Annotated in this window: 11 protein-coding genes and 1 pseudogene; 5 read left to right on the top strand and 7 right to left on the bottom strand. The window is 62.7% G+C overall.

Annotated elements, in window-relative coordinates; all coding sequences use genetic code 11:
- Window positions 1-2: 2 nt before the first annotated feature.
- Both NKH90_RS00165 and NKH90_RS00160 read right to left on the bottom strand, forming a co-directional pair.
- The gene (locus tag NKH90_RS00165) at window positions 3-707 is read right to left on the bottom strand and encodes a TIGR02281 family clan AA aspartic protease (RefSeq protein ID WP_352540527.1); all 705 of its coding nucleotides are present in this window, start codon (window positions 705-707) and stop codon (window positions 3-5) included.
- A gap of 13 nt (window positions 708-720) precedes the next feature.
- Window positions 721-954, bottom strand: a complete 234-nt coding sequence (locus NKH90_RS00160; protein WP_352471906.1) for a DUF1289 domain-containing protein — start codon at window positions 952-954, stop codon at window positions 721-723.
- A gap of 197 nt (window positions 955-1,151) precedes the next feature.
- Between NKH90_RS00160 and NKH90_RS00155 the strand changes: the two genes are divergently transcribed.
- Window positions 1,152-2,150, top strand: coding sequence for a nicotinate-nucleotide--dimethylbenzimidazole phosphoribosyltransferase (locus tag NKH90_RS00155; RefSeq protein ID WP_352540671.1), 999 nt, complete (start codon window positions 1,152-1,154; stop codon window positions 2,148-2,150).
- 4 nt (window positions 2,151-2,154) lie between these two features.
- Here the strand turns inward: NKH90_RS00155 and NKH90_RS00150 are convergent, their stop codons facing one another.
- Window positions 2,155-3,669: a sensor histidine kinase gene (locus NKH90_RS00150; RefSeq protein WP_352540526.1), complete on the bottom strand. Its 1,515-nt coding sequence runs from the start codon at window positions 3,667-3,669 to the stop codon at window positions 2,155-2,157.
- 75 nt (window positions 3,670-3,744) lie between these two features.
- Here NKH90_RS00150 and NKH90_RS00145 point away from each other — a divergent pair, with 75 nt between their 5' ends.
- The 4 genes and pseudogenes from NKH90_RS00145 to NKH90_RS00130 all read left to right on the top strand — a co-directional run bounded on the left by NKH90_RS00145 (window position 3,745) and on the right by NKH90_RS00130 (window position 6,345).
- Window positions 3,745-4,368: a thermonuclease family protein gene (locus NKH90_RS00145; RefSeq protein ID WP_352540525.1), complete on the top strand. Its 624-nt coding sequence runs from the start codon at window positions 3,745-3,747 to the stop codon at window positions 4,366-4,368.
- Between the two features lie 41 nt (window positions 4,369-4,409).
- On the top strand, window positions 4,410-5,021 hold the full coding sequence (locus NKH90_RS00140) for a glutathione S-transferase (protein WP_352540524.1): 612 nt from the start codon (window positions 4,410-4,412) through the stop codon (window positions 5,019-5,021).
- A gap of 13 nt (window positions 5,022-5,034) precedes the next feature.
- Window positions 5,035-5,652, top strand: a pseudogene (locus NKH90_RS00135) (uracil-DNA glycosylase family protein); the annotation flags it as partial.
- A 201-nt stretch (window positions 5,653-5,853) separates the two neighbouring features.
- Complete coding sequence (locus tag NKH90_RS00130) at window positions 5,854-6,345, top strand: Lrp/AsnC family transcriptional regulator (RefSeq protein WP_023675006.1); 492 nt, start codon at window positions 5,854-5,856, stop codon at window positions 6,343-6,345.
- An 11-nt stretch (window positions 6,346-6,356) separates the two neighbouring features.
- Here the strand turns inward: NKH90_RS00130 and NKH90_RS00125 are convergent, their stop codons facing one another.
- The 4 genes from NKH90_RS00125 to NKH90_RS00110 form a co-directional block, all read right to left on the bottom strand.
- Window positions 6,357-6,929: a DUF3299 domain-containing protein gene (locus NKH90_RS00125; RefSeq protein ID WP_352816421.1), complete on the bottom strand. Its 573-nt coding sequence runs from the start codon at window positions 6,927-6,929 to the stop codon at window positions 6,357-6,359.
- A 62-nt stretch (window positions 6,930-6,991) separates the two neighbouring features.
- Window positions 6,992-7,573 (bottom strand): GNAT family N-acetyltransferase, encoded by a 582-nt coding sequence (locus NKH90_RS00120; RefSeq protein ID WP_352816418.1) that lies wholly within the window; start codon window positions 7,571-7,573, stop codon window positions 6,992-6,994.
- Window positions 7,533-8,237, bottom strand: a complete 705-nt coding sequence (locus NKH90_RS00115) for a DNA alkylation repair protein (protein WP_352816415.1) — start codon at window positions 8,235-8,237, stop codon at window positions 7,533-7,535. The genes NKH90_RS00120 and NKH90_RS00115 overlap by 41 nt, the downstream gene beginning before the upstream one ends.
- 9 nt (window positions 8,238-8,246) lie before the next feature.
- Window positions 8,247-9,116, bottom strand: a complete 870-nt coding sequence (locus NKH90_RS00110; RefSeq protein ID WP_352815596.1) for an NAD(P)-dependent oxidoreductase — start codon at window positions 9,114-9,116, stop codon at window positions 8,247-8,249.
- Between the last annotated feature and the right edge of the window lie 51 nt (window positions 9,117-9,167).

The following is a 9,167-nucleotide window of genomic DNA, read 5'->3' as shown; positions in this document are numbered from 1 at the left end:
ACTCAATCCCGCAAAATCATGCGATCGCCACGTACGTCGAAGCCCGATAGCGAGCCGATGAAATTCATGCCGAGCAGGCTCTGGCCGAGCGTGCCGGGTGCGGCGATCATGATGGGCATGTCCTTGCGCACGATGCCGCCGATCGACAGTTCGTCGGTTCGCACCGCCGCCGCGCGTGTCATGCCGTTGGCGGTAGAGATCGGTATGGTGAAGCGGAGAGCCGCCGAATTGAACCCGACCGCCAGCGCGTCCTCGGCGGTCAGAACGGTGCTGGTCGCGCCGGTATCGACAACCGTCAGGATCGGCGTGCCGTTGATCGTGACGCGCGCTTCGAAATGGCCGCTGCCGGCCTTGTCCAGGGTGACGGTGGCATGGCCTTCTTCCACGCCCAGCGCCAGCGGACTGCCGGGAACAAGGCCGGCGGTGACGCGGCTGGCGAAATCCTGCAACTCATAGCGGTACTGATAGCCGGCGATCAGCGCCAGCACGATTGCGCCCCAGGCGCCGAGGCTGCGGGCCATGGTGCCTAACGGCCTGCCCGATCTGAGCAGGCCGGCGCCGACGAGCGCCGCTAAAGCGCTAAGCCAGATCAGCTGGCTGAAATCGTAATTCTCAATGCCGAATGTACTGCCGGCGGAATCGTTGAGCATGAGCAGGAGTACACCTGCCCCGATCGCGACGATCAGAATCCACAGCAGTCGGTTCATCTCTGCGGCCGGTTCACGAGAGGGCGTCGCGTTCGCGTGCCATGCGGCTGCGACGGGTTTCCCGGCGGGGGCGTCGCTCGACCGTTTCCAGCCTTGCCGGCAGCTCGGCCATGACGCTGCGGCGGGTTTGCGGGGTCATGTCGATCCAGGCGGCGATTTCCGCGCGCGTGCGCCCGCAACCGAAACAGAAGCCGGTTTTCATATCGATCGAGCAGACCAGGATGCACGGGGATTCAATGGCCGTCATAAGGATTTCCTTGGCTAGCCTCCACATGGTGCAACGACAAAGTCAATACAAGCCCTCCGGGAAGCGCCGCCAACGGGTGCTTTCGCGTCAATACCTCGAAGTTGTACCAGGCCTGGAGCTTGTGCCGGCTTGAGGTTGTGCCGGCTGGCCAAGGCGGCTATGCCGCTCACCAATTCACACGGACGATCGCCATCGACATGACCAGCACGCTGCCTTTCGACGATTTTCGCGACCTCCTGGTGAGCCTGCCGCCGGGAGATATGGCGGCCAAGGCCCGCGTGCGCCAGTTGTTTGCCAAGGCAGACAAGCCCAAAGGGTCGCTTGGCCGCATCGAGGACATCGCCGCCTGGCTTGCCGGGTGGAGCGGCCGCGCGCCGCCGGCGGTGACGCGGCCATTGGTGGCGATCTTTGCCGGCAATCATGGCGTCACCCGCCACGGCATTTCGCCGCGCCCGGCCGCCGCCACGGCAAATGCAGTCGAGCTCTGCGCCGCCGGCGGTGCAGCAATCAACCAGATCTGCATCGCCAACGATCTCGGCTTGAAGGTGTTCGATCTGGCTCTGCACATCCCGACAACCGACATTACCGAGGATGCGGCACTGGACGAGCGCGGTTGTGCCGCTACCATGGCCTTCGGCATGGAAGCGATTGCCGGCGGCACCGACCTGCTTTGCCTTGGCGACCTCGGCGTCGGCAATTCGACTGTCGCTGCGGCCCTTTGCACGGCACTGTTCGGCGGCACCGGCGCCGACTGGGTCGGACCTGGATCAGGGGCAGACGCGGCGATGCAGAGGCGCAAGGCGGAGGTGGTCGATGCCGCGGTCGCGTTTCACGGCGCGAGCCTCAAGGACCCGCTGGAAGCGCTGCGCCGGGTCGGCGGGCGGGAATTCGCCGCGATCTGCGGCGCCATTCTGGCGGCGCGGATGCAGAAGATCCCGGTGCTGCTCGATGGGTTTGCGGTGACTGCCGCCGCTGGTGTCCTACATGCCGCCAACCCCGCCGCGCTCGATCATTGTCTCCTCGCAAGCCTGTCGCCGGAGCCTGGTCATGCCAAGGCCGCCGAGCGCCTCGGCCTTCGCCCGCTGCTCGATCTGGGCGTCAGTCAAGGCGAGGCGGTAGGGGCGGCTCTTGCCGCCGGCCTGATCAAGGCGGCCGCGCTGACCAGCTCCGGCATGGCAGCGGCGGTCCGCGGTTGAGCATTCAGCGCCGGCGCGAGGCCACCGCCTTGGTCGGCAGCGCCGGCAGTTCCTCCATCACCCGGCTCAGCGGGAAGATGGCGATCGCCTCGGTGCCTTCGCGCAGCCTGGAATGGAGCTGGAATTCGCCGCCATGCATGGCCAGCAAGCCTTGCACGATCGGCAGGCCAAGCCCGGTGCCCTGTTCGGCGCTCTTGATGGCGATCGAGCCCTGGCCGAAGGCCGAAAGCACGATCGGAATCTCGTCTTCCGGTATGCCCGGCCCATTATCCTTGACGGAGAGATATTGCCCGCCGCCCGCCGTCCAGCCGACGCGCACGCGGATTTCGCCGCCGGTGGCGGTGAACTTGATGGCATTGGACAACAGGTTGAGCGCAATCTGCCGCACCGCGCGTTCGTCGGCGAACAAGCGCGGCAAGGCGTTTTCGAAATTCTGGACGATGCGGATGTCCTTGTTGCGCGCCTTCAGCTCCATCATGTGGCAGCAATCCTCGACGACGGAGAGCAGCATCATCGGTTCCTCGTTGAGCTGGTAGCGGCCCGCTTCGATGCGCGACAAATCGAGAATTTCGTTGATCAGGTCGAGCAGATGCTGTCCGGAGTCGTGCACGTCACGGGCATAGTCGCGATAGGTCGGGTTGCTCATCGGGCCGAGCACCTCGTTGGCCATCACTTCGGAAAAGCCGAGAATGGCGTTGAGCGGCGTGCGCAGTTCGTGGCTCATCGAGGCCAGGAAACGCGATTTCGCCAGATTGGCGTCTTCCGCCCGCCGCCGTGCCTCGTCCGACATCGATTTCGCCGTCTCCAGTTCGGCAATCAGCGCATCCTTTTCGGAGCGGAACGACAGCAGCATCAGCGAGGAACGGTTGAGCTGGCGCGCTACATAGGCGAAGAAAGGCAACGAGGCGATCAGCAAGCCTGCCATGATCGCCTCGACCGGCATCCATAATTTCGCACTGGCATAAGCATAGATGGCGACCGGGAGGGCGAAGGTCGCCAACAGCGCACCGCGCAGGGACGAGGCCAGGATCGCGGTTGCCGACATGGCGAGCAGCAGCACCACCGCCTTGGCGACCTGGAACTGATCCATTTGGCAAGTTTCGCAGCCGAGCCATGCGAACCAGGCCCAGCCAAGCCCGCACAGAAAATGGCCGATCAGGAAATCCCTATGCGTTTCCAGCGGGTTGAGCTCGGACGCTTGAGTGACGCGTCTGGCCATGAATGCAACGATGGTATAGCAGATGAATGTGAACAGCGCCCAGACGCCGATCTCCTTGCCGATGCCCGCGAACAAGCCTGCCGCGGCCGTTGCCAGGATGAGCAGCGGAATGACGATCACGCCGCCGGTCATCGAAAGCGCGTGGAGCTTCAACAGCTCGCGGTCGAAGTCGGGATTTCCGGCTTGCTGCGAAAGACGGTCGCGCGTCTTGCGCACCGCGCGCGCGACATCGCTGTTGCGATGGCGTTTCCTGCGGTCCACAATAAACTTGTCTGCCATGGTCGAGCGTTGCAGGGGCATGAAGTCTTCAATTTACGCGGGCAGCAATTTCAAATCGTTAAGCTACGTTCGAATGATTAACCAACGGTTTGCCATATGAGCCGTTCGTGGTCGCGATGGCCGCGCCAGCGATACTATGCGCCGCGTCCGCGAAGCCTGTGGCGCCGACTGATGGACTATGGGCTGACACTCATCGTGCTCGGCCTGGCGATCCTCCTGGCGGCGCGCCTCGACCGGATCGAGACGCGCAAGACGGAGGGCGCGGCCACCGTCAATGACGGCGATAGCATCACGCTCGGCGGCGAGCGCATCCGCATGCGTGGCATCGACGCGCCGGAATATTCGCAGATCTGTCGCAAGGACGGTGCCGACTATCCTTGCGGCAAGCTCGCGCGGCAGTCCCTGGTGCGGTTGATCGCCGGCAAAGCCGTCTCCTGCAGCGGCTGGCAGCGCGACCGCTACGGCAGGCTGCTCGGCGACTGCAAGGCCGGCGGCAAGGATCTCAACCGCGCACAGGTCGAGGCCGGCTGGGCGGTCGCCTTTGGCGATTTCGAGACCGAGGAAGCTGCTGCGCGCGCGGGCAAAGCCGGCATCTGGGGCGGAACTTTCGACGAGCCGGAGAACTGGCGCGAGAGCCACGGCCACGAGCTGGTTGAAAGAAAGCACGGTACCTTGGCGTCGATCGGCGACGCCTTGCGCGAAATTTTTCGCTTCTGGTGAGCTGTGCCTATAGTTCGTCGAGACGGACGAGGAGGATAGAGATGAAGCTGTTCGACGGCGGGCGGGCGCCCAATCCACGCCGGGTTCGGATTTTTCTGGCCGAAAAGGGACTTCAGGTTCCGCTGGTGCCCGTCGACATGGGCGCGCTGGAGCACAAAGAGCAGCCGGTTAGCTCGCGCAATCCGCTGAAGCGTCTGCCGGTGCTCGAGCTCGACGACGGCACAGTCATCACCGAATCCGTCGCAATCTGTCGTTACTTCGAGGAACTGCACCCCGAGCCGGCTTTGTTCGGGCGTGGCGCGCTCGGCAAGGCGATCGTCGAGATGTGGCAAAGACGTGTGGAGTTCAATCTGTTCGGCTGCGTCGCTGCGGCGTTCCGGCACATCCACCCCGCAATGAGGGAATGGGAGATCCCGCAAATCCCCGAATGGGGCGAGGCCAACAAGCCGAAGGCGATCGAATTCCTGAGATTTCTGGACACTGAGCTCGCCGGCAGGGAATTCGTCGCCGGCGATGCCTATTCGATCGCCGACATCACCGGGCTGGTCGCCATCGACTTCATGAAGCCGGCTCGCATCAAGGTACCCGAAGAGTGCACGAACGTGCTGCGCTGGCATCGGGAAATCTCCAGCCGGCCGAGTGCCGCCGCCTGACAACGAGTTCCGAATGAGCGAAGAGCTGGAAGCCTTGGCGGCGAGGGTACGCGCCTGCCGCATCTGCGTCGATAACCCGGCCGGCAGGCCGTTGCCGCACCAGCCGCGTCCGGTGCTCAGGCCATCGTCGAGTGCGCGTATCCTGATCGCCAGCCAGGCGCCGGGTACCAAGGTTCACATTACAGGGATGCCGTTCACCGACGCCTCCGGCGACCGGCTGCGAAGCTGGCTGGGCGTCGGCAGCGAGGAATTTTACGACACGGACAAATTCGCCATCGTGCCGATGGGCTTTTGCTTTCCCGGTCAGGACGCCAGGGGCGCCGACCTGCCGCCGCGCCGCGAATGTGCGCCGGCCTGGCGCACATCGCTGATGGCGCTGATGCCGCAAGTCGATATGGTGCTGATGATCGGCATCTACGCGCAAAGCTGGCATATGGGCACGGCGCGCCGTCCCTCGCTGACGGAAACGGTCATGGATTGGCGTGCCATCTGGGCGGCGGCAACCGACCCGAAAGTCCTGCCGCTGCCGCACCCGTCCTGGCGCAACACCGGCTGGCTGAAGCGCAATCCATGGTTTGAAATGGATTTGCTGCCCTTTCTGAGATCGGAAATCCGCTATCGCCTCGGCTAGGCATTCAGCAAGAAATCACTCGCTTTCGCACTATGCGGCAGAATTTCTTTCTTGTAATAGGCTCGAGCAAGAGGGATTATGGTAATCCATTCCTCGAAGCGCGCCGCGCATGAGGGGACGCGCGTTAAATTCTTGTTTTTATGCATGTCGTTGTGCCAAGGCCGCTGCGCACTTGGACGACTTGCATCAGGGGAGCACCCAATGGACCGCCTTGATAGAAAAATTCTCCGCCTCCTGCAGGAGGATGCGACGCTTGCAGTCGCCGACGTCGCCAAGAAGGTCGGCCTGTCGACGACGCCGTGCTGGCGGCGCATCCAGAAGCTCGAGGAAGAGGGCGTCATCAAGCGGCGCGTCGCCATCCTCGATCATGAAAAGGTCAACGTGCGGGTAACGGTGTTCGTCTCGATCCGCACCAATTCGCACAGCCATGAATGGCTGCGGCGCTTTTCGGAGGTCATCCAGGAATTCCCGGAAGTGGTCGAATTCTATCGCATGAGCGGCGACGTCGACTATCTCTTGCGCGTCGTGGTGCCCGATATCGCCGCCTACGACGCCTTCTACAAGCGGCTGATCGCCAAGATCGAGATCCGCGACGTGTCGTCTTCCTTCGCCATGGAGCAGATCAAATACACGACCGAGATGCCGCTGGATTACATGATGCTCGACAAGGAGTCCGGCGCGAACGCCGCCTGAGATTCTTCTGTTTAGTTCTTCTTTTTGTTGAGGAAACTCCAGGGCGAGTTGACCGGCAGCGTGATCGTGTCCGGCACGGCGCCGACGTTAACCACCTCGGCCTTGCGCACGGTGTAGCCCGACTGGATGACACTGACGCCGTCGAGGATGAAAAGCTGGCTCTTCTCCATGCCCGGCCGTAATGCGCCGGTCACCGAAACCGGCTGGTAGGCCTCGGACATCCTGTAAGGCCGTGCAGGCGTGACGAGGACGATCTGGTTAGGCGGCGGCGTCGGCATGTGGCTGCAGGCTCCCGTCCACGGCACCAGCAGGAATTGGTAGACGAGATCACCATCGCGGTCGACCGGCAGCGCATAGCCTGCGAGTTGCACGGTCTTGTCCTGCAAGTCGAGTGAGAGCGTCTCGCCACGATCCGGCATTTTGGCCGCGATCATCGGCAGTCCGACGCTTTCGGCGGCTGCCTGGGTAGCCGGGCGCAGATCCTTCCAGAAAATGTGCATGGTCCCAGTGGAAGCGCTTGCCGCGATCGCGGACGCCAACAAGGCAGTTGCCATGATCGTGCCTGATTTAAAACGGTTGCTCATCGCTGCTCCGCCGTTGAGCCTTGATCTGCGGACATCGAGTAAAGCTGCCGCTGCCTCACAGGTCAACGCTCAAGCCGCATCACATGCCGGCGCGAGCCGGTCATGCCGATCTCGCGAAAGCCGCGGGCGACGAACATGTCGCGAAAACCCATGAAGCTGTAGCTCGGCGAAGCCTGGTCGACGGGATAGACTTCGATCGTCCTGGCGCCTTTGGCAAAGGCGTGATCGATGGCCGCGTCAAGCAATGCGCTTGCCAGCCCGCCGCCGCGCAGCGCTTTCGGTACATAGAAGCAGACGATCGACCAGATGCCCATCTCGCTATCGTCCTGCTGCCGTGACAGCTTGCGGTAGGTCTCGCGCGGCGCAATCGAGCACCAGCCGACGGTCCGGCCATCGATCTGGGCGACAATGCCGACCGGCGTGCCGGCGTCGATCAGCGTCATCATCGCGCGTTTCTTCTCGTCGTTCTCGACATGCTCGCGGCGGTCGAGATTGCGCCAAGCCATACACCAGCAGTATTTCGGCCCGCCGGGTTGCTCGAACAGGTTTTCGAAATCGGCGCGCGTCGATTGCGTCACCTCCGTGAAGCGCGCTTCGCTCAGGTCAAGCTTTTCTGGCGGCGAGCCGCTCGAGCGTCTTGGCATCGGAAAGTTCCTTCACGGCGTCCTTGCCGATCCAGCGTGCGGTCCTGTCTGTCGAGGCCGCCAGTTTTAGCGCCAGGGCAAGGGCAGGGCCGTGCAAATTCATCGATCGCTTGCCGATCGAACGAAGCGCCCAGTTCACGGCCTTCTTCACAAAATTGCGGCCGTCGGTCGCATGCGCTTCGATGATCGGCAGGAATTCGAGGAAGGTCGTCTCGGGTTCCTTCTTCCGGTGGACTACCGACCAGGCCATCATCGCAAAAGCCGTGCGTCGAACGAATTCCCGTTCGTCGACCGCGAATTCGGCGATCAATTCCTTCCAGCAATCCGTGTCGACAAAGAGATCGGAGACCCCGTCGACGATATCCCACGAGTCGAAAGTCGCCGCCCATCGTCTTGCATCCGCGCCGGAGAACCGCTCCGGATCGGCTGTCACGGAAGCGATGAACTGCGCCTCCATGATGCCTGTCTGCCAAAGCTCAAAGGCACGCTCATGGTTGCGCTTGATTTTCTTGGCAATCTGCCGCTGCACGCCATGCGAGATACCTAGCGCACGTTCGATCTTGATGCCGTAGCGCAGCATGCCAAGTCGATTTTTCTCCGAGGCGATCGAGCGCAGATGAGCGACAATTTCATCGGCGCTGGATTGAGGCGAAAGCTCGGCCACAGTGAAATCCTATTTCTCCAGCCGCGCCAGCAGCGAGGACGTGTCCCAGCGCTTGCCGCCCATCGCTTGCACGTCCTTGTAGAACTGGTCGACAAGTGCCGTCACCGGCAGTTTGGCGCCGTTGCGGTCGGCCTCGGCGAGGCAGATGCCAAGATCCTTGCGCATCCAGTCGACGGCGAAGCCGAAATCATATTTGCCGGCATTCATCGTCTTGTGCCGGTTCTCCATCTGCCAGGAACCGGCCGCACCCTTGGAAATCACCTCGATGACCTTTTCGATGTCGAGCCCTGCCTTCTTGCCGAAATGGATGCCCTCGGCCAAGCCCTGAACGAGGCCGGCGATGCAGATCTGGTTGATCATCTTGGTGAGCTGGCCAGCCCCGGCCGGTCCCATCAATCCGACCATGCGGGCATAAGCATCTATGACTGGCTTGGCCCTGTCGAAGGCGTCGGGCTCGCCGCCGACCATCACGGTCAGCATTCCGTTCTCGGCGCCTGCCTGGCCGCCGGAGACCGGGGCGTCGAGGAACGCAAACCCGAGCGCTTGCGACTGCTGCGCCAGTTCGCGCGCGACCTCCGCCGATGCTGTGGTATTGTCGATGAAGATGGCGCCTTTCTTCATGGAATTGAAGGCGCCTCCGGCGCCGGTCGTCACCGAGCGCAGATCGTCGTCATTGCCGACGCAGGAAAAGACGAAGTCCTTGCCCTCCGCCGCCTCCGCTGGCGTCACAGCGAAGCTGCCGCCGTGCCGGGCAACCCACTGCTCGGCCTTGGCGCTGGTACGATTGTAGACGGTGACATCGTAACCGCCCTTGTTCTTGAGATGTCCGGCCATCGGATAACCCATGACGCCAAGACCAAGAAATGCCACCGAAGCCATGTTTTCGAATCCCCTAGAAGCCTGCTTTGCGGTCTTCTTACCGGATCAGGC

This window comes from Mesorhizobium sp. M0898 (assembly GCF_040319695.1).
GTDB lineage: Bacteria > Pseudomonadota > Alphaproteobacteria > Rhizobiales > Rhizobiaceae > Mesorhizobium.
The sequence above is the reverse complement of the archived record's forward strand: the minus strand, read 5'-3'. Positions and strand labels throughout refer to the sequence as shown.